This window comes from Sphingomonas sp. NPDC092440, assembly GCF_044754985.1.
Lineage (GTDB): Bacteria > Pseudomonadota > Alphaproteobacteria > Sphingomonadales > Sphingomonadaceae > Sphingomonas.
In genome coordinates, this window is the sequence record NZ_JBIVQA010000002.1 from 203,295 (window position 1) to 222,243 (window position 18,949).

The 18,949-nt window shown below is 67.7% G+C and carries 16 protein-coding genes and 1 tRNA gene; 12 read left to right on the forward strand and 5 right to left on the reverse strand.

Annotated elements, in window-relative coordinates; all coding sequences use genetic code 11:
* Positions 1-29 precede the first annotated feature (29 nt).
* The 4 genes from ACIQCS_RS03845 to ACIQCS_RS03860 all read right to left on the reverse strand — a co-directional run bounded on the left by ACIQCS_RS03845 (position 30) and on the right by ACIQCS_RS03860 (position 2,026).
* Positions 30-248, reverse strand: coding sequence for a hypothetical protein (locus ACIQCS_RS03845; RefSeq protein ID WP_345846468.1), 219 nt, complete (start codon positions 246-248; stop codon positions 30-32).
* A 243-nt stretch (positions 249-491) separates the two neighbouring features.
* A complete protein-coding gene (locus ACIQCS_RS03850) occupies positions 492-788 on the reverse strand; it encodes a hypothetical protein (protein WP_345846469.1) in 297 nt (98 codons plus the stop codon).
* The gene (locus ACIQCS_RS03855) at positions 785-1,261 is read right to left on the reverse strand and encodes a M15 family metallopeptidase (RefSeq protein WP_345846471.1); all 477 of its coding nucleotides are present in this window, start codon (positions 1,259-1,261) and stop codon (positions 785-787) included. The genes ACIQCS_RS03850 and ACIQCS_RS03855 overlap by 4 nt, the downstream gene beginning before the upstream one ends.
* A 691-nt stretch (positions 1,262-1,952) precedes the next feature.
* Positions 1,953-2,026 (reverse strand) — tRNA-Cys (locus ACIQCS_RS03860).
* 168 nt (positions 2,027-2,194) lie between these two features.
* On the opposite strand from ACIQCS_RS03860, the gene ACIQCS_RS03865 reads away from it, so the two are divergent.
* From ACIQCS_RS03865 to ACIQCS_RS03920, 12 genes are all read left to right on the forward strand, one after another.
* Entirely contained in the window at positions 2,195-2,875 is a 681-nt protein-coding gene (locus ACIQCS_RS03865) for a protein-L-isoaspartate O-methyltransferase (RefSeq protein ID WP_345846473.1), read from the forward strand.
* A 14-nt stretch (positions 2,876-2,889) separates the two neighbouring features.
* Positions 2,890-4,479, forward strand: a complete 1,590-nt coding sequence (locus ACIQCS_RS03870) for a TolC family outer membrane protein (protein WP_345846474.1) — start codon at positions 2,890-2,892, stop codon at positions 4,477-4,479.
* Between the two features lie 36 nt (positions 4,480-4,515).
* Positions 4,516-5,007: a DUF2497 domain-containing protein gene (locus tag ACIQCS_RS03875; protein ID WP_345846476.1), complete on the forward strand. Its 492-nt coding sequence runs from the start codon at positions 4,516-4,518 to the stop codon at positions 5,005-5,007.
* Positions 5,008-5,216: 209 nt separating this feature from the next.
* A complete protein-coding gene (locus ACIQCS_RS03880; RefSeq protein WP_345846477.1) occupies positions 5,217-7,286 on the forward strand; it encodes a S9 family peptidase in 2,070 nt (689 codons plus the stop codon).
* Positions 7,287-7,417: 131 nt separating this feature from the next.
* Positions 7,418-10,213 carry a valine--tRNA ligase gene (locus tag ACIQCS_RS03885; protein ID WP_345846478.1) on the forward strand — a complete coding sequence of 932 codons (2,796 nt, stop codon included), beginning with the start codon at positions 7,418-7,420 and terminating at the stop codon, positions 10,211-10,213.
* A 145-nt stretch (positions 10,214-10,358) separates the two neighbouring features.
* The gene (locus tag ACIQCS_RS03890) at positions 10,359-11,399 is read left to right on the forward strand and encodes a choice-of-anchor A family protein (RefSeq protein WP_345846481.1); all 1,041 of its coding nucleotides are present in this window, start codon (positions 10,359-10,361) and stop codon (positions 11,397-11,399) included.
* Positions 11,400-11,472: 73 nt separating this feature from the next.
* A complete protein-coding gene (locus ACIQCS_RS03895; protein WP_345846483.1) occupies positions 11,473-12,921 on the forward strand; it encodes an MATE family efflux transporter in 1,449 nt (482 codons plus the stop codon).
* 18 nt (positions 12,922-12,939) lie between these two features.
* Complete coding sequence (gene hemB, locus ACIQCS_RS03900) at positions 12,940-13,926, forward strand: porphobilinogen synthase (protein WP_345846485.1); 987 nt, start codon at positions 12,940-12,942, stop codon at positions 13,924-13,926.
* Positions 13,923-14,459, forward strand: a complete 537-nt coding sequence (locus ACIQCS_RS03905; protein ID WP_345846486.1) for a GNAT family N-acetyltransferase — start codon at positions 13,923-13,925, stop codon at positions 14,457-14,459. The genes hemB and ACIQCS_RS03905 overlap by 4 nt, the downstream gene beginning before the upstream one ends.
* Positions 14,456-14,998, forward strand: a complete 543-nt coding sequence (locus ACIQCS_RS03910; protein WP_345846488.1) for a GNAT family N-acetyltransferase — start codon at positions 14,456-14,458, stop codon at positions 14,996-14,998. Before ACIQCS_RS03905 ends, ACIQCS_RS03910 begins: the two co-directional genes overlap by 4 nt.
* Positions 14,995-15,525 (forward strand): GNAT family N-acetyltransferase, encoded by a 531-nt coding sequence (locus ACIQCS_RS03915; protein ID WP_345846490.1) that lies wholly within the window; start codon positions 14,995-14,997, stop codon positions 15,523-15,525. The genes ACIQCS_RS03910 and ACIQCS_RS03915 overlap by 4 nt, the downstream gene beginning before the upstream one ends.
* A 632-nt stretch (positions 15,526-16,157) precedes the next feature.
* Complete coding sequence (locus ACIQCS_RS03920; protein ID WP_345846491.1) at positions 16,158-18,440, forward strand: fused MFS/spermidine synthase; 2,283 nt, start codon at positions 16,158-16,160, stop codon at positions 18,438-18,440.
* On the opposite strand, the gene ACIQCS_RS03925 is transcribed toward ACIQCS_RS03920, so the two are convergent.
* Positions 18,441-18,938 carry a hypothetical protein gene (locus tag ACIQCS_RS03925; protein ID WP_345846492.1) on the reverse strand — a complete coding sequence of 166 codons (498 nt, stop codon included), beginning with the start codon at positions 18,936-18,938 and terminating at the stop codon, positions 18,441-18,443.
* Positions 18,939-18,949 lie beyond the last annotated feature (11 nt).

Sequence of the window (18,949 nt, forward strand, 5' to 3'; positions counted from 1 at the left end):
CGATCCCGCGCATGTCCCGGCGCCAGGGTTCAGGCGGCCAGTGCGGCTTCACCCCGCTGACGGATCAGCCCGCTGCCGGTACTCCCGCCCACCATCAGCGGCAGGGCAGTGGCGCAAAAGGCGCATTCCGCAGTGAACCGGCCAATCACCCAATGGGATCCGCCGCAGCCCGGACAGTAATTCTGCTGCTGCGGACGGTACGCGACGCGATAGCCGGTAAGGGCGTGTCGGATGCCGAAATCATACATGCCTCGTCTCCCGATAAGCGCGGGATCAACGGCAATGAATCGCGATTTGTTCCGCATCCGGGCCGGTTCGGTGTCGATGGTCCGTGCGATTCGATCGATGAGTTGCGGGAAAGACACACATGCGGCGGAAATGCCGGCGCCCCGATGCAGGGAAGGGGAGTGACGGCGGTGCAGAAATGAAGTGGGAAGCGTCTCCAGGCCGAGCTGGCCAACTGCGTGTCGAGCCAAGCGAGGGGAGATGCTTCATTTCTGGTCTCCTTCCGCGGGACGGCTGAGCCCCGTGGCCGGCATCGCGTTGGACGCCGCCGCCGCCAGCTCGCTCCGTTCCGCGCTGTCCCAGAGGCGGTTGATCATTGCGCAGACCTCGCGGAAGCTCAGGAGAAGCGCGGCGAAGAGCCCGGCATCGGCGAGCGGCACCTTCCCATCCGGCGACATGTGCGAGATCGCGCCGCTGAACACGTAGCCGATCAGGAGCAGCACCGCCCCCGCGAGAAGCGCCAGAATGACCAGCGCGGCGGCTTGGAGATGGAGCTTGCTCATGCAGCCAACTGGTAGTGCGGGCCGTCGATGAAAGCGGTCTTCCCGGCGGCACGACGGCGCGTGACATAATTGTTCACTGCCTGCTCAAGCTCTGCCGGCGATCCGCCAAGCTGCTCGAACGGTCGATCCCAGACACCGCCCCAGATCAGGCGAACATCGCGTTCAATCGCCGCGCGATGGACCGCAGAGGCGATGACGAAGATCGGTTTCCATTCCCAGCGCAATTGCCCGTTGATGAAGGGTACGAGATCGACGGCATGGCTGAACCCGTCGCTCTGCTTCATGTGCTTCGATGCCATGGTTTTCGACACGCCGCGCCGCACATATTCGCGCTGTTCGGCTTCGGTGCGCAGGCCGTCATGCACGGTGAAGTCCTGCTCGCTCAGCGTGATCGCGCGTTCGACGACATCGATGAGCTTGGGATGGACGCCGACAAGCTCCGCGCGGGATGCATTGCCAAGAGTATAGGTCATTTCTCTGCTCCGTTCTACTCAAGGTGGGTCATCGCGGGCTACTCACTGCTTGATGATCTCGAACTGGAATCGGATATTGTCGGGATCGCCGACCGGAATCGCCCCCGTCATTGCCTGGCTCTCCGAACAGGCCTCGCCCGGTGCCCTCATGCCACGCGGGCGAAACAGCCCTGAGTGTCTCGTTTTCGATAGTGAAGGGCGCAACCAGCAGTTGCGCCATTACGGTCCCAAGCACTGCCCACCAGGCCCCTACAGGGGCCAAGATGCCTCCGATCCAGATGAGATTCAGCACCACAGGCGGAATCGATGGCGCCCCTGCCGGCCCGTTTGCCGGGCATCGGATATGCCGCACCCCGAGCAAGGGCACTGCCGATTGCCCGAACAGGTTCGCGCCCGGCACAGGGGGGCGCCCTTCCAGGCTGCATGTGTGATTACCCAGGGCAGGACGATGACGCGCGCTATCGCGGTGAACGGCGCACGGCCTTCGCAAGGCGATGATGCGCCGAATGGCGAAACTCGACATGGCGAATCGGACGCTCAAATCGGCGTCCGGCCACAGGCGGGACGAGGAGGTTTCGGCCTACACTGGAGCGGCGAAGCAAGACCGCCTTGCCGACGAAGCAATCGTCCTGGCGGCGAGGTGGGAGTTTAACCGCCATGTGGTGAGAACGGCGATAAATATGATGCTGCGTGGAGGCCCGAGCCGGAATCGAACCGGCGTGCAAGGATTTGCAGTCCTCTGCGTCACCACTCCGCCATCGGGCCTCGGAGCGAGCGGCGGCAATGCGCAGGTGCTTCGCCCGCTGTCAACATTGCAGTGCAAAAATAGCTGCGCGCATTGCTTGGCGAAGGGTTGCGAAGGGGATACAAGCCGCCCTACATAATCAGTGTATTGCACAACTAATACGGTTGTGCCAGATAGCCGGGGTAATGATGGCTCTTACGGTAGATTCCGCGCCTGCCGAGGCGAACCGCTTCGAAGTGATGCGCCACGCGATGGTCGCCAGCCAGCTGCGCACCAACGCGGTCAATGACGCCCGCGTGGTCGAGGCGATGGCGCGCCTCCCGCGCGAGGATTATCTTCCCGAGGCGCATCGCGCGATCGCCTATCGCGACACGTTGCTGCCGCTCGCTGGCGGGCGCAGCCACAACCTGCCGCTCGCCACCGGCCGGCTGCTCACCGCGGCCGAGATCCGGCCCACCGACAAGGTGCTGCTGATCGGCGCCGCGGGCGGCTATGCGACGGCGCTGCTTGCCGGCCTCGCCGGGTCGGTGGTTGCGGTAGAAGAGGAGCCTGGCCTCGTGGCGCTCGCCCGCACCGCGCTCGCCGCCTATGCCAATGTCGAGCTGGTCGAAGGACCGCTCGCCGCCGGCCATGCCCCGGAAGGCCCCTATGACCTGCTCGTCGTCGACGGCGCGGTCGAGGCGCTTCCCACGGCGCTGCTCGACCAGGTCGGGCCCGATGGCCGCGTGGTGGCCGGCCTCCTCGATCGCGGCGTGACGCGCCTTGCGGCGGGCCGCCGCACCGAAGGCGGCTTCGGCCTCGTCGATTTCGCCGATATCGAATGTGCAGTTCTTCCCGGTTTCGAGCGCCTACGAACCTTTCAATTCTGATCTGAAAGAGGCTCATGCGAATTTCCTCTCTGCTCCTGGGCGCCAGTCTTGTCGCGATCGCCGTGCCTGCCGCCGCGCAGACCACGACGACGCGCGCCGGCACCGATACTCCCGTGCAGGTGGTGGGCACCGGCGCGCCCGCCCAGACGGCGCAGCCGACCACTACGCTGCGCGATGCGCTGGTGCTTGCCTACAACACCAATCCGGGCCTCCAGTCGGAACGCGCCAACCAGCGCGCCAATGACGAGAATGTGCCGATCGCCAAGGCCGCGGGCCGTCCCGGCGTGAACGGCACCGGCTCGCTGAACACCAGCCCCTATAACAGCGACGCGACCATCGGCCCGAGCCGCAACGGCAATCTCGGCCTGAACCTCTCGGTGCCGATCTACAGCGGCGGCGCGGTGCGCAACTCAGTGCGCGGCGCGGAGACTCGCGTCTCCGCCGGCCAGGCCAGCCTGCGCGGTGCCGAGGCGCAGCTCTTCACCGATACGGTGACCGCCTATGTCGACGTGCTGCGCTTCGAGGCGATCGTCCGCCTCAATCAGCAGAACGTCCATGTCCTCGAGGTCAATCTCCAGGCGACTCGCGACCGGTTCGAGGTCGGCGACCTTACCCGCACCGACGTTGCCCAGTCGGAGGCGCGCCTCGCGCTCGCCGAGAGCCAGCTCCGCACGGCCGAGGCCGGGCTGATCGGTTCGCGCGAGAATTACATCCGCATCGTCGGCGCTGCGCCCGGCGTGCTCGCCCAGCCGCCGGCGCTGCCGGGCCTGCCGGTCGACGTGGCCGATGCCGAACAGGCTGCGATCGCCGGCAATCCGAACCTCGAGGCCGCGCAGAAGCAGCGCGATGCCTCGCGCTTCGACGTCAGCGCCGCCAAGGCCAGCCGCTCGCCGCAGGTGAGCATCGGCGTCGGCAGCAGCTATTATAATTATCTGGGCTCGCTCACGCCGCAGGCGCGCTCGGTCATGGGCCTCAACCCGGACGGGATCTCGACCACGCTCGGCGCGCAGCTCAGCCTGCCGGTGTTCCAGGGCGGCCGCCCCGCCGCGCAGGTCCGCCAGGCCCAGGCGCGCGAGGCGTCGGCGATCGAGACCGTCACGCTCACCGAGCGCGGCGTGATCGCCCAGGTGCGCTCCGCCTATGCCAGCTACCAGTCGGCGCTGCGCGTGATCGAATCGTCGCGCGTCGCCGTCGATGCCAACAAGCTGAGCCTTGAGGGCGTGCGCGCCGAGAACAGCGTCGGCACCCGCACGATCCTCGACATCCTGAACGCCGAGCAGGAACTGCTCAACAGCCAGGTCAACTATGTCACCGCCGAGCGCGACGCCTATGTCGCCGGCTTCACGCTGCTCGCCGCGATGGGCCGGGCCGAGGCGCAGGATCTCAACCTGGACGGCGGCCCGCTCTATGATCCGGGCATCAACTACAAGCGCGTGAAGAATCGCTGGTCGGATCGCAACGACGATCCCGAGCCCCAGGCCGTCGGCACGCGCACCAACCAGACCCCTGCCCAGACGCCGGCCGTCACCACCACGTCGCTCGATCCCGTGCTTCAGCGCGGCGATGCCACGCGGCCTGTTGACATTAACCGTAAAAATCCCTGATGACGCGCCTCCGGGGCTTTCAGGAGTAGCCGGTTGATGGGGGACATCAGTAGCGAGCCGTCGATGGAGGAGATTCTGTCCTCCATCAAGCGCATCATCGCCGAGGAAGGCGATGCGGCCATCGCGACGCGTGCGCGCCGCGGCGGACGCGCGACGACGGTGGCGGACAAGACCGCCGCCATCGACGAAGTGCTCGAACTGAGCCAGCCGGTCGACGAGGATAGACTGGAGACGCCGACGCCGATGTCGATGGGTTCCCCCACGCCGCCCGAAGCCGCTCCCAAAGCTGCCGCCGAGGTGCCTGCCGACCCGATCCTGTCCGACCGCGCTGCCGAGGCGACGCGCGGCCCGCTCGAGGCGCTGTCGCGCATGGTGGTGAAGCCCGAGGTGAACGGCGCTGACACGCTGGAGGGCATGGTGCGCGAGATGCTGAAGCCGATGCTGCGCGACTGGCTCGACGCCAATCTGCCGCGGCTGGTGGAAGAGATGGTCGCCCGCGAGATCTCGCGGATCACCGGGCGGCAATAGGCCGTTTCTCAACGCCGGGGCCAGGGCGGGGGACTCATATTCCCCACGAAAGCGCGGGCCCATCTGGTATATTCTCCGCGAATATGCCGGCGAAGCTTGCGGCCCATCCCGGAGACGGGCTCCCGCTTTCGCGGGGATGACGGAATATGGCCGGCCTTGGCGGCGCTGACCGATTGTAACGGCCGCAACCTTCCGGCTATCCTCGCGGCATGAAATACATCCTGCTCGCGAGCGTCGCGCTCGCTTTCACCGCTGCGCCCGCGCTGGCGCGTGACCTCACCATCCAGGACGTCGCCACCCTGTCGCGCGTCGGCGCCCCCGCGGTCTCGCCCGATGGCCATTGGCTCGTCTGGCAGCAGCGCGAGACCGATATCGCTGCCAATCGCGGCCGCTACGACCTGTGGCGCCTCGACCTCACCGTGAAGGGCGCCAGGCCCGAGAAGCTCGTCGCCGAGGCCGATGTCAACGAGACCAGCCCGCAATTCTCGGCGGACGGCAAGACCGTGTGGTTCCAGTCGGACAAGGGCGGCGAGGATGCCGTGTGGGGCATCGCCATCACCGGCGGCACCCCGACTCAGCTCACTCATATCCCGGGCGGGTTCAACGGGTTCAAGGTCTCGCCCGACGGCAGCAAGCTGCTCGTCTGGGCCGATCGCAAGCCCGGCGCCCCCAGCCTGGAGCCTGCCATGGTCAAGAAGGATCCGAACGCCGGTTCCGGGCGCACCTATGATCAGCTGTTCGTCCGTCACTGGGATAGCTGGTCGAACGGCGAGCGCTCGCAGCTCTTCGTGCTGCCCTTCGGCCCGAACGGCGCCACCGGCAACGGCGTGGCCATCGTCGGCGGGCTGATCGGCGACACGCCTTCGAAGCCCTTCGGCGGCGGCGAGGAAGTGTCGTGGAGCGCGGACGGCAAGACCGTCTATTTCGCCCTGCGCGAGGCCGGCCGGATCGAATCCAAATCGACCAATCTCGACATCTTCGCTGCCCCCGCGGACGGCAGCTCGGCGCCGGTGAACCTCACCAAGGCGAACGAGGGGATGGACAACCTCCCCACCGTCTCGCCCGACGGCAAGTGGCTCGCCTATTTCTCGATGGCGCGCGCCACTTATGAGGCCGATCGCCAGGTGCTCCAGCTGCGCAACCTCGCTACCGGCGAGACCAGGGCACTTACCCAGGCCTGGGACCGTTCGGTCGGCTCGATCGCCTGGGCGCCGGATTCCAGGGCGCTGTACGTCACGGCCGAGGATACCCAGGAGACTCCGGTCTGGTCGGTCGATCCGCAGACCGGCAAGGTCGCCCGGCTCACTCAGCTCGGCAACGTCACCGCGGTGGTGCCGACCAGGGGCGGCATCGTCTATTCGATGAACAGCCTTACCGCGCCGGACGATTTCTACCAGCTCAAGGGCAAGGTCAGCACCCGGCTGACCTCGGTCAATGCGGAGAAGCTTGCCGGCATCGACCTGCCGAAGGTCGAGCGCTTCAGCTTCGCCGGCGCCAATAACGACACGGTCTGGGGCTATGCGGTGCGCCCGGCCAGCCTGGCCGAGGGCAAGAAGGCACCGATCGCCTTCATCGTCCATGGCGGCCCGCAGGGCAGCAGCAACAACAGCTGGTCCTATCGCTGGAATCCGGCGGTATTCGCCGGTGCCGGCTATGCGGTGGTGGCGGTCGATTTCCACGGCTCCACCGGCTATGGCCAGGCCTTCACCGACGCGATCCGCAACAATTGGGGCGGCTGGCCGCTCGAGGACCTGCAAAAGGGCCTCAAGGCCGCGACAGACAAGTTCTCGTACCTCGATGCCGGCAATGCCTGCGCGCTCGGCGCCTCCTATGGCGGCTATATGATGAACTGGATCGAGGGCCAGTGGCCGGACCGGTTCAAGTGCATCGTCCAGCATGACGGCGTGTTCGACGCCCGCGCCATGGCCTATGAGACCGAGGAGCTGTGGTTCGACGAGTGGGAGCATGGCGGCAAGGCCTATTTCGAGGACCCGGCGGCGTTCGAGAAGTGGAACCCGGTCAATCATGTCGACAAATGGAAGACCCCGCAGCTGGTGATCACCAGCGAGAAGGACTTCCGCATTCCCTATACTCAGGGTCTCGCCGCCTTCACCGCGCTCCAGCGCCGCGACATCCCGTCCAAGCTGCTGGTGTTCCCGGACGAGAACCACTGGGTGCTGAAGCCGAAGAACTCGATGCAATGGTATGGCACCGTGCTCGGCTGGCTGGACCGGTATACCGGCAAGCAGCAGGATGCCGGCACCGCGGTGGCGAAATAGCCCCATGACCGTCACCCCGGCGAAAGCCGGGGTCTCGTGCGGCTCCTTTCCCGCAATCGCCCGAGATCCCGGCTTTCGCCGGGATGACGATGGGTTGTGCATCTCATGCACACCTCGCTAAGGGCAGGGGCATGACCACCGAACTGCCCAAGACCTTCGACCCCGCCGAACTCGAATCCCGCTGGTACCGGCATTGGGAGACCAACGGCCTGTTCCGCCCCGAGCGTGACGGCGCCGATCCCTGGACGCTGGTGAACCCGCCGCCCAACGTGACGGGCAGCCTGCATATCGGCCATGCGCTCGACAACACGTTGCAGGACATCCTGGTCCGCCACGCCCGGCTGAAGGGCAAGGATGCGCGCTGGGTGGTCGGCACCGACCATGCCGGCATCGCGACCCAGATGGTCGTCGAGCGCCAGATGAACCTCAGGCAGCAGAAGCGCACCGACTTCACGCGCGAGGAGTTCGTCGCCAAGGTCTGGGAGTGGAAGGAAGAGAGCGGCGGCGAGATCACCCAGCAGCTCCGCCGCCTCGGCTGCTCGATGGACTGGGCCAATGAGCGCTTCACCATGGACGAGGGCTTCTCCAAGGCCGTCCTCAAGGTGTTCGTCGAACTCCACAGGCAGGGCCTGCTCTATCGCGACAAGCGGCTGGTGAACTGGGATCCGGGCCTGGGCACCGCGATCAGCGACCTCGAAGTCGAGACCAGGGACGTCAAGGGCAGCTTCTGGCGCCTGAAATACCCGCTGGCGGACGGATCGGGCTTCATCGAAGTCGCCACCACGCGCCCCGAGACGATGCTGGCCGACATGGCAGTGGCGGTGAACGCCGAGGACGCGCGCTACGCGGATCTGGTCGGCAAGATGGTCAAGCTGCCGATCACTGGCCGCCTGATCCCGATCGTCACCGACGAGCATGCCGATCCCGAGCTCGGCTCGGGTGCGGTGAAGATCACGCCGGGGCATGACTTCAACGACTTCGAGGTCGGCAGGCGGGCCGGGATCGAGGCGCGCGACATGCTCAACATGCTCGACGCCAAGGCTCGGGTTGTTCAAACGCAGAAGGGCGGCATCCCCGAGGAGTTCATCGGCAAGGACCGGTTCGAGGTGCGCAAGCTGGTGGTCGAGCGGCTCAAGGCCGAGGGCTATCTGATCCCGCACATCGACAAGGATGGCGAGGAGCACGACGCCGAGCCGCGCACGATCGCGACGCCGTTCGGCGATCGCTCGGGCGACGTGATCGAGCCGTGGCTGACCGACCAATGGTATGTCGATGCCGCTACCTTGGCCAAGCCGGCGATCGAGGCGGTGCGCTCGGGCGCCACGAAGATCGTGCCGAAGAGCTGGGAAAAGACCTATTTCAACTGGATGGAGAACATCCAGCCCTGGTGCGTCTCGCGCCAGCTTTGGTGGGGGCATCGGATTCCGGCGTGGTTCGGGCCCAGCTTGGAAAAACCGGGCGAGAAGGCGATTTTCGTCGCCGAGAACGCGGATGATGCGTTGGCTCAGGCGACCGCATACTACATCAATGATTTGCAACCCGGTCCGGGGTTGGGCGTCGTGATGGTCGACGACGAATCCGAGGCGCGTCGCGTCCATGACAAACACGGAAACCGCGTGGGAATCTGGCAGGACAGCGACGTCCTCGACACCTGGTTTTCCTCCGCGCTGTGGCCCTTCGCGACGATGGGCTGGCCGGAGAACCCCGATGCCACGCTCGGCGGGCGCTATCCCAACGACGTGCTGATCTCGGGCTTCGACATCCTGTTCTTCTGGGATGCCCGCATGATGATGCAGGGCTTGCACTTCATGAAAGCAGTGCCCTTCAAGACCTTGTATCTCCACGGTCTCGTCCGCGCGGCGGACGGGCAGAAAATGTCCAAGTCCAAGGGCAATGTCGTCAACCCGCTCGGGCTGATCGACAGCTATGGCGCCGATGCGCTGCGCTTCTTCATGGCGGCGATGGAAAGCCAGGGCCGCGACATCAAGATGGATGAGCGCCGGATCGAGGGCTATCGCAACTTCGCGACCAAGCTGTGGAACGCCGCGCGCTTCGCCCAGTCGAACGGCATCTCGGCCTCGACCACGCTCGAGCCGCCCGCGGCGCAGCTGGCGGTCAATCGCTGGATCGTCGCCGAGACGGTCGCCACCGTCCAGGCGATCGACCTCGCGCTGGCCGATCTGCGCTTCGACGAAGCGGCGAACAGCATCTATCAGTTCGTCTGGAGCCGCTTCTGCGACTGGTATCTCGAGCTCATCAAGCCGGTCCTTCAGGGCGAAGGCGCCGAGGGTGCCGAAGAGACGCGGGCGGTGGCGGGCTGGGTGCTCGACCAGATCCTGGTCATGCTCCACCCGTTCATGCCCTTCATCACCGAGGAGCTGTGGTCGAAAATGGGCCCGCGCGATCACGAGTTGATCGTGGCGAAATGGCCGATGGCCGATGCCCGCGCGCTCGATCCGGCAGCGGCGCAGGAGATCGACTGGCTGATCCGGCTGGTGAGCGAGATCCGCGCTGCCCGCACCGAACTGAACGTGCCGCCGGGCGCGCGCCTGCCGGTGTTCATGCGCGACGCCTCGGTCGAGACCAGCGCGCGCCTGGGGCGCCAGGAAGCCGCGCTGGCGCGCCTCGCCCGTGTCGATCAGGCCGCCGGCGAAGTGCCTGCCGGCGGCTCGCTGCAGATCATCGTCGACGAGGCGACCTTTGTGGTGCCGCTCGGCGATGTGGTCGACATCGAAGCCGAGAAGGCACGCCTCGCCAAGGCGATCGCCGCGGCCGAGAAGGAGCGCGACGGCCTGGCGGGCCGGCTGGGCAATGCCAGCTTCGTCGAGAAGGCCAAGCCCGAGGCAGTCGAGAAAGCCCGCGCCGACCATGCCGAGAAGACCGCCGAGGCCGAGCGGCTGAGCGCGGCGCTCGCGCGGCTGGGCTGACCCGAATCGTCATCCCGGCTTTCGCCGGGATGACGGAGATGGGCGAGCCTCCCGATACGGGACGCCGTTAACCATAGTTCGCAATATCCTCCGGGCATCCCAGCCCCTTTAACCAATTCCGAGTCGTTAACCCCTCGGAGTCGCCATGAACCGCTTCCTGCTTCCCGCCGGCGTCGCCGCTGCGGCGCTGTTCGCCGCCGTGCCCGCATCCGCCCAGTCCATCGCCGGCCTCGATGCGCTGCGCACCTGGAACCTGGTCGTGCTCGGCGACCTGACCTCCTCGTCGGAAGTCGAGGGGCGGACCTTCGTCGGCGGCAACCTCAACGGCAATTCCTCCAACTATCAGATCGCCAATCCCGCCCCGAGCCCGCTCGGCGTGCCTGGCCTCACCGTGGTGGGCGATGTCAACGGCTCGACCAAGAACCTCAACAACGGTTCGGGCGCGGTGATCGGCGGCAACGTCAACAGCGGCTTCAACCTCAACGGCCCGGCCCAGACGGTGAAGGTCGGCGGCACGATCGCCAACACCAACGTCAACCAGAATACGGTACAGTCGGGCCTGACGGCGAGCGATCCGGCCTTCTCGGTCAATCTGAAGCAGCAGGGCAGCCTGCTCACCAGCAGCCTCACCGACCTGTCGCGCACGCTGGGCGGGCTCGATGCCAACAGCAACCTGGTGACCGCCGGCAATCGCGGCACCTTCAACGCGGTGCCGAACGCGGACGGCGTGGCGGTGTTCAACATCAGCGCCGCGGATCTCGACAAGATCGGCGAGATCCAGTTCAACCTGAACGGCGCCGACACCGCGATCGTCAACGTCAGCGGCGCGAACGTGACGCTCAACGACAATTTCCTGGGCGGCACCCAGGGGCTGGGCCAGCACGTGATCTGGAACTTCCCCGATGCGAAGACGCTGAACGCCACCACCGCCTGGGGCGGATCGGTGCTCGCGCCGAACGCGGCGGCGACCACCGGCAACTATATCCAGGGCTCGGCGGTGTTCGGCAGCCTCGTCCAGAACGGCGAGTTCCACCTCGGCACCTATACCGGCACCTATACGCCGCCGGGCACCACCAACCCGGGCGGCGGCGATCCCAGCCCGATCCCGGAGGAGGCGCTGGGCCTGTTCGCGCTGGGCACGATCGCGCTCTGGGTGATGCGCCGCCGGCGCGTCCAGCCGGCTTGACCTGACCGCCGCCGGGTGCTGGTGAGGGGCGGCGGGAGGTCCTTTTCCGCCGACTCCAACCAGAATGAGCGCCATGGCCGGTCCTCCCCAACGCCACGACCTGACCCAGGGCCCGATCAGCCGGACGCTGCTGATGTTCGCGCTGCCCACGCTGGGCTCGAACATCCTCCAGTCGCTGAACGGCTCGATCAACTCGATCTGGGTCGGCCGCTTCCTGGGCGAGCAGGCACTGGCGGCGACCGCCAATGCCAACATCATCATGTTCCTGATGTTCTCGGCGGTGTTCGGCTTCGGCATGGCGGCGACGATCCTGATCGGCCAGTCGATGGGCCGGCGCGACGTCGAGGCGGCGCGGCGCGCCTTCGGCTCGGCGATCGGGCTGGTGATGGGCGGCGCGGTGGTGATCGCGGTGCTGGGCTGGCTGTTCGCCCCGCAGATCCTCCGCCTGCTCGCCACTCCCGGCGAGGCGCAGGACATGGCGCGCGACTATCTGCGCGTCATCTTTCTGGGCCTGCCGTTCAGCATGCTCGGCGTGCTGATCCAGATGAGCCTGCGCGGCACCGGCGATTCGATCACGCCGCTCTGGTTCATGGTGCTGAGCGTCACGATCGACGCGGGGCTGAACCCGCTGCTGATCCAGGGCATCGGCCCATTCCCCCGCATGGGCATCGCCGGCTCGGCCACCGCGACGCTGCTCGCCGGGCTGGCCTCTTCCTTCGGCCTGCTCATCTACGTCTATTGGCGCGACCTGCCGGTGCGGCTGCGCGGCCATGAGCTGCATTATCTGATCCCGGAAAGGGCGCTGGTCCGCACCATCGTCGCCAAGGGGCTGCCGATGGGCGCGCAGATGCTGGTCATGTCCACCGCGGGCCTCACCATGATCGGGCTGGTCAACCGGCTCGGCGTCGACACCGCCGCGGCCTATGCCGTCTCGCAGCAGCTCTGGACCTATATCCAGATGCCGGCGATGGCGATCGGCGTCGCCGTGTCGAGCATGGCCGCGCAGAATATCGGCGCGGGCAGATGGGACCGGGTGAACGCGATCACCCGCGCCGGGCTGGCCTACAACACCGTCATCACCCTGGTCGTGATCGTCGCGATCCTCCTGTTCGACCGTCCGGTAATGGCGCTGTTCGTCGGCGGCGACAGCCCGGCGATCCCGATCGCGCGCCACATCCAGCTGCTCGCCAGCTGGACCTTCGTGATGTTCGGCGCGACCATGGTGCTGTTCTCCACCGTCCGGGCCAATGGCGCCACTGTGCCGCCCCTGGTCATCCTGGCGATCACGCTCTTCCCGATCCGCTTCGGCTTCGCGGTCCTCGGCCAGCGCTGGTTCGGCAGCGACGCGCTGTGGCTGGCCTTCCCGATCGGGTCGGCCTGTTCGCTGGCGCTGGCGGCGCTCTATTATCGCTATGGCCGCTGGCGCAGCGAAGTGCTGGAAGTGCCGCCCGAGCCCGTCACGGTGGAGGAGGAGACGCTCGCCGCGACCGAGCCCGCGGGACGCTTGCAACCCAATTGCTGAGGGCGCATCAGCGCGGCCATGAGTCAGTATCCCGCGCTCCGCCTCCGCCGCACCCGCGCCTCCGAATGGAGCCGCCGGCTGCACGCGGAAACCGTGCTCACCCCGGCGAACCTGATCTGGCCGCTCTTCGTCACCGAAGGCGCGGCGGAAGAGCCGATCGCCTCGCTCCCCGGCGTCTCGCGCTGGGGCGTGAAGGACATCGTGGCGCGCGCACGCGAGGCCCGCGACCTCGGCATTCCCTGCCTGGCGCTCTTCCCCAACACGCCGCGGGAGCTGCGCACCGATGACGGGCGCGAGGCGCTCAACCCGGACAATCTGATGTGCCGGGCGATCCGCGCGATCAAGGACGCGGTGCCCGATATCGGCGTGCTCACCGACGTGGCGCTCGACCCCTATACCGCGCACGGCCATGACGGCATCGTCGATGCCCAGGGCTATGTCCTCAACGACGAGACCAGCGCGGTGCTGGTCGACCAGGCGCTGCTCCAGGCCGAGGCGGGCGCGGACATCGTCGCCCCGTCGGACATGATGGACGGCCGGGTGGGCGCGATCCGCGGCGCGCTGGAGGCCAATGGCCAGGTCAACGTCCAGATCATGGCCTATGCCGCCAAATATGCCTCGGCCTTTTACGGCCCCTTCCGCGACGCGGTCGGCAGCCGCGGGCTGCTCAAGGGCGACAAGAAGACCTATCAGATGGATCCGGCCAATGCCGAGGAAGCGCTGCGGGAAGTCGCGCTCGACCTGGCCGAGGGTGCGGACAGCGTGATGGTCAAGCCCGGTCTGCCCTATCTCGACATCATCCTGCGCGTGAAGGACGCGTTCCAGGTGCCGGTGTTCGCCTATCAGGTCTCCGGGGAGTACGCGATGATCGAAGCGGCCGCGGCGGCCGGGGCAGGGGAGCGCGAGGCGCTGGTGCTGGAGACGCTGATGGCGTTTCGCCGCGCCGGCTGCTCGGGCGTGCTCAGCTATCACGCGCCGCTGGCGGCTCGGCTGCTCGCCGGATGATCGCGACCGAGCGCCTGATCCTCCGCCCCTGGCGCGAGGCGGACAAGCCCGTCTTCCACGCCCTTGCCAACACGCCGGCGATGATGGAGCATTTCGGCGGCCCCGTGCCGCGCGCGAAGCACGACGCGATCATCGACAAGATGATGGTGCAGCAGGCGCGCCACGGCCATTGCATGTGGGTGGTCGAGATCGGCGAGACCGGCGAGATGGCCGGCGTCTGCGGCGTGCGCATCGGCGGCCATCCCGGCACGCCGGTGCCCGAGGAGCTGGAGATCGGCTGGCGCATCGGCGAGAAATTCTGGGGGCAGGGCATTGCCCGCGAGGCGGCCGAGGCAAGCATCGCCTGGGGCTGGGCCAACACCGCCCGCCCGCGCATCGCCGCCTGGACGGTGATCGGCAACCGCCGCAGCTGGGGGCTGATGGAGCGGCTCGGCATGCGCCGCCGCGCCGATCTCGATTTCCGGCATCCCGATTATGCGCCCGGCGATCCCTTCGGCGCGATGATCGTCTACGCGATCGACCGCCCGGCATGATCGAGACCGCGCGCCTCAGCCTGCGTCCCTGGACGCCCGCCGACCGTCCGGCATTCGAAGCCCTGGTCAACACGCCGGCGATGATGGCGCGGCTCGGCGGGCTGAAGGCGCCGGCGGACATCGATGCGATGTTCGCGCGGCGGCTGGAGGATCAGGCGCGTTACGGCTTCTGCTATTGGGCCACTCTGCTCCGCGAGACCGGCGAGCTGGTCGGCAGCTGCGGCCTCCGCATCGCCAGCAACTATGGCCCCGAAGCGCCGGTTGCCGGCATGCCGGAGATCGGCTGGCGCATCGCCGAGGCCCATTGGGGGAAGGGCTATGCCCGCGAGGCCGCCGCAGCGAGCATCGCCTGGGGCTGGGCCAATCTCGATGCGCCGGCGATCGGCGCCTGGACCACGATCGCCAACGATCGCAGCTGGGGGCTGATGGAGCGGCTCGGCATGCGTCGTCGCCCCGATCTCGACTTCCATCTCCGCGCGCATGCCCCCGACGATCCCGTGGGCGCGATGATCGTCTACATCCTGGAGCGCCCCCGATGATCGAGACCGAACGCCTGGTCCTGCGCCGCTGGCGGGAAAGCGACCGGCCGGCCTGGCACGCCATGGGCCGGGATCCCGCGGTGATGGAGTTCCTCGGCCCGCCGTTGAGCCCGGAGGCCGCCGATGCCGCGATGGCGCGGCAGAACGCCCTGCTCGATGCCCATGGCCATTGCTTCTGGGCGGTCGAGCGCAGGGAAGACGGCGCGTTCCTCGGCTTTTGCGGCCTCAAGCCGGGTCCGGAGGGCACACCGCTCTTCGGAGAGACCGAGATCGGCTGGCGTTTCGCGGCGGCTCATTGGGGCAGGGGCTATGCCCGCGAGGGGGCGCAGGCGAGCCTTGACTGGGCCTGGGCCCATCTCGACGTGCCGACGGTCGCGGCGATGACGGTGCTCGGCAACGCCCGCAGCTGGGGGCTGATGGAGCGGCTGGGCATGGTGCGGGTTCCCGCCGAGGATTTCATCCATCCACAGGCGCCCGACTGGCTGAACCCGCACATCACCTATCGGATCGCACGGCCCCGGGCGTGAGGCGCCGGGACATGCCGGTGCTTTCTCTCTTGCGATCCGGAGATTCTGCCACTTCCCGGGTTATGGCGGGAGCCTGGGTCACGGGCTCCTATTCTCCACCGTCATTCCCGCATCCATCGTCCTCCCCGCGAAGGCGGGGATCCAGGATAGTATGGGACAATCGAAGCAATTGCGCGCGGGGTTGTTGGAGACGGTAAAGCGACCCTCGCGGTCCTTGCGCGTGGCCCTGGATCCCCGCCTTCGCGGGGAGGACGGGGAGAGGGAAGCGGGGATGACGGAGAGCGGGAATATGCGTCCTCGACCCGGGCCCAATCGACAGCTGGCCGGGCCGAATCGACATCTGGAGTGCAGGTGGAGTGCAGGAGCCGCGATGGCCCCATCTACCCCACGCGCTCCAGATCGAACCGAGATCGGGACTGTCCGCGCACCCGGGCCCTTTACTAGTAGGGTTTCCTCTGCTTGCGTCCACGGCATGATCGTGTCGCACATCCCGCAGCCCGCCATATCCGGACAGGGCCCAAATTCCGGGGAGGGAAATCGGGCCCCCCATAGGCTAAACTTCGTAAACTTCCGCGCGTGGTTCATCCATCGGCAAGCCGAAGCGCTGCACAGCGGCGCGGAGGCCTGAAGCGATGGAGAATGCAATCGACGACGGGACGCCGCAGGCCGGCACGCGTGCCACGCGCTGGCTGTTCGTCGCCGCGATCCTCGCCGGCTCCTTCCTGCTCTTCCTCGTCCAGCCCATGGTCGCGCGCATGGCGCTGCCGCAACTGGGCGGCGCGCCTGCGGTGTGGAACAGCGCGATGCTGGTCTATCAGGCGCTGCTGCTCGGCGGCTATTCCTATGCGCACTGGCTCGGCCGGGTGTCGCCGCGGGCCCAGGGGACGATCCATCTCGCAGTGCTCCTGATCGCGGCGCTCTGGCTGCCGATCGGCGTGATCGCGATGGAATTGCCCGGCGATGCCGAGCCCGCGCTCTGGGTGCCCTGGCTGCTCGTCGCCTCGATCGGCCCGCTGTTCTTCGCCGTCTCGGCCCAGGCGCCGCTCCTCCAGCGCTGGTACAGCATCGCCAGCCATGGGCGCGATCCCTATGCCCTTTACGCCGCCTCCAATATCGGCAGCTTCGGCGGGCTGATCGCCTATCCGCTGATCGTCGAGCCCAATCTGGCGCTCAAGGGCCAGAGCTGGCTGTGGACCGGCGGCTATGTCCTGGTCCTGGTCCTCGTCGCGGGCTGCACCGCGCGCCTGCCGCGCCGGGCGGAAGGCGAGCCGCATGTCGCGCATCATACGCCCGCGCCGCCCTGGCGCCGGGTGTTCCACTGGATCGCGCTGGCGCTGGTTCCCTCGGGCCTGATGCTGGCGACGACGACCTTCCTCACGACCGACATCGTCGCGGTGCCGATGCTGTGGGTGCTGCCGCTCGGCCTCTACCTGCTCAGCTTCTCGGTGGCTTTTCGCGACAATGCGGTGCTGCCCGAGATCCTTACCAAGTTCGCACCCGTCATCATCCTGATGTTCGGCGCGACGCTGATCGCCGGCCACCAGCAGCTCGCCTATCTCAATGCGATCATCGGGCTGTTGCTGCTCTTCACCGTATCGGTGACGCTGCATGCCCGCATGTATGCCCTGCGCCCGGCGCCGGACCGGCTCACCGGCTTCTACCTCGCCATGTCGGTGGGCGGCGTGCTCGGCGGCGTGTTCGCCGGCCTGATCGCGCCGATCCTGTTCGACTGGACCTATGAATATCCGCTACTCGTCCTCGCGGCGGGCGCGCTCTGCCCGCAGATGTTCCTCCTCGCGGCGATCGGGGATTTCTGGCGGCACGGCACCCGCGGCAAGACGATCACGCTGGTCGCGCTGGTCGCGCTGCTGGTCTGGCTCGGCGCGGTCAATCCCGGCAACCTGCTCGGCATCATGCACGAGCAGATCGCCTTTGTGCTCGTCGCGCTGCTCGGGCTGTTCGCGGTCGGGCGCCGCCCGGCCTATCTGGCGGCGCTGGCGGGCGGCCTCATCCTGTTCGGCGGCTATCGCTCGATCCAGCTCTCGCTCACCGATGCCCGCACGCGCAGCTATTTCGGTGTCTATACCGTCACGGACTATGACGATGAGCGCCAGCTGGCGCACGGCACCACGCTCCACGGCATCCAGCTGAAAGGCGCGCTCTCGACCCGGCCGACCACCTATTACGTGCCGGGATCGGGCGTGGGGCAGGCGATGCAGGCGCTGCCCGATCTCTATGGTCCCGCCGCGCGCGTCGGCGTGGTCGGCCTCGGCACCGGCACGCTCGCCTGCTATGCCCGGCCCGGCCAGAGCTGGCGCTTCTTCGAGATCGATCCGGCGATCGTCCATCTCGCCCGCGATTCGGGCAAGTTCACGTTCCTGCGGCAATGCGCGCCGCAGACGCGCATCTCGATCGGCGATGCGCGCGTGCGCCTCACCGAGACGCAGAGCGCCAGCCTCGACCTGCTCGCGCTCGATGCCTTCTCGTCGGATACGGTGCCGATGCACCTGCTGACGCGCCAGGCCTTCGCCACCTATGGCCGGGTGCTTGCCCCGAACGGGCTGCTGCTCGTCCATATCTCCAACCGGTTCATGGCGCTGGCTCCCGTGGTGTCGGCCGCCGCGCGCGATGGCGGCTGGAAGGCGGTGCGGCTGTCCTACGAGCCGGAGCCGCATTTCGTCGCCACGCCGCAGCCGGGCGGCGGCACGAAGGTGGATCAGGTGGAGCCCCGGGCCGAATCGGCGTCGGAATGGATCGCGCTCAGCCATGACCAGGCGGTGCTCGACCGGCTGGTGGCGCGGGGCGGGGGCTGGCGGCGGCTGCGGTCCTGGCCCGGCTTCGAGCCCTGGACCGACGATTATGCTTCGGTGATGCCGGTGCTCCGGGTGCTGCACCCGGAGCTGGCGGGGAACTGACTAGCCGCCGGTGCCGCCCAGCGCGGCCTCGAGCGAATCGATTCGAGCCTGCTGGGCCGAGGCGGCGCGATCGGCGTCGGCCAGGGCGGCGTCGAGCGCCGGATAGGGCGGCAGGCCGTCGACGCCGCGCTGGGTCGCCAGTTCGTCCAGGTCGGACAGGGCCGTCACGGCCGGGCGGCGCAGCTCGGCGAGCTGGCCCATGGCCACTTGCGCCTGCAGCCACGCCTCGGAGCCCTGGGGCAGCCCGCGCGAGACGGCGATCCGGGCCTCGGCATCCTGGGCGCCGGCGGTGAAGGCCTTGGCGCCGGCGTCGAGCGTCGCGCGGATCTCGGCGATGCGCTTGTCGAGCGCGGCGTCGGGCGTTGCGACCGGCACCGGCCGCTCGGGCTCGGCGAGGCTCGTCGATTCGATCGGGCGAGGCAGCAGCGAGGGGTATCGCCCCGTCGCCTGGGTACAGCCGGCGAGCCCGGCGAGGCTGAGCAGCAGAATAAATCGCATGTCAGCGCCTT